This window comes from Klebsiella sp. 4_1_44FAA, from assembly GCF_000238715.1.
GTDB lineage: Bacteria > Pseudomonadota > Gammaproteobacteria > Enterobacterales > Enterobacteriaceae > Klebsiella > Klebsiella pneumoniae.
The window spans coordinates 1-970 of sequence record NZ_JH414845.1 but is presented as its reverse complement, the minus strand read 5'-3'; the positions used below and the strand labels follow the sequence as shown (position 1 = coordinate 970).

3 pseudogenes are annotated in these 970 nt (G+C 48.2%); 2 read left to right on the top strand and 1 reads right to left on the bottom strand.

From position 1 onward, the window contains the following. Nucleotides 1-181, bottom strand: a pseudogene (locus HMPREF1024_RS00085) (helix-turn-helix domain-containing protein); the annotation flags it as partial. A 259-nt stretch (nucleotides 182-440) separates the two neighbouring features. Here HMPREF1024_RS00085 and HMPREF1024_RS31930 point away from each other — a divergent pair. Both HMPREF1024_RS31930 and HMPREF1024_RS0127955 read left to right on the top strand, forming a co-directional pair. After that, nucleotides 441-545, top strand: a pseudogene (locus tag HMPREF1024_RS31930) (hypothetical protein); the annotation flags it as partial. A gap of 25 nt (nucleotides 546-570) precedes the next feature. Next, nucleotides 571-970: pseudogene (locus HMPREF1024_RS0127955) on the top strand (transposase); the annotation flags it as partial.

Here is a 970-nt window from a genome sequence, read left to right as displayed (position 1 = left end):
CCATTCATGCCCAGTGCCCGGACTGACGATAACGTTTCAGCAGACGGCTGCAATGGCGCGGCGTGATACCGAGCATTTCGGCTGCCAGACCAGGACGCAGGTTGCGGTCGATGACATCCTGAAGGATCCTGAGTCGGTTTACATCTCTCATTGAGAAAAACTCCGTTCCGTATGCCGTCATGAGTCTCATCCTTTGAAAGCAGTGATCGCTGTGGTGAGACTGTAGCGCGGACATGTCTATATTTGGTCAGAGACGGACATTACTATTGAGCCATTACAATATGAGTGCGCATAATGTATATTATGTTAAATGCAATGTCGTACTCAATAACGTCATCTTTGATAGCTACCTCTTCTCACATCAACACTATGACCGTCATTCCTTTCATGCACGTGAATGCTGCGCTATAAGGCAAAATGTTCGAGGTGATAAATCAAGCATGGCTTTTAACAATCACTTCGCCCACTACAGCCTGTTCTCCTACAGTAAAAGCCAGGGAAATTCATTCAGCCACACCTGCTGCTTGTACTGTCCGGCGGCTTTGTTGAATAAATCGAACTTTTGCTGAGTTGAAGGATCAGATCACGTATCTTCCCGACAACGCAGACCGTTCCGTGGCAAAGCAAAAGTTCAAAATCACCAACTGGCCCACCTACAATAAAGCCCTCATCAACCGTGGCTCCATAACTTTCTGGCTGGATGATGAAGCTATTCAGGCCTGGTATGAGTCAGCAACACCTTCTTCACGAGGCAGACCTCAGCGCTATTCTGACCTTGCCATCACGACTGTGCTGGTCATTAAACGCGTGTTCAGGTTGACCCTGCGGGCTGCACAGGGTTTTATTGATTCCATTTTTACACTGATGAATGTTCCGTTGCGCTGCCCGGATTACACCAGTGTCAGCAAGCGCGCAAAGTCGGTTAATGTCAGTTTCAAACGTTCACCCGGGTGAAATCGCGCATCTGGTG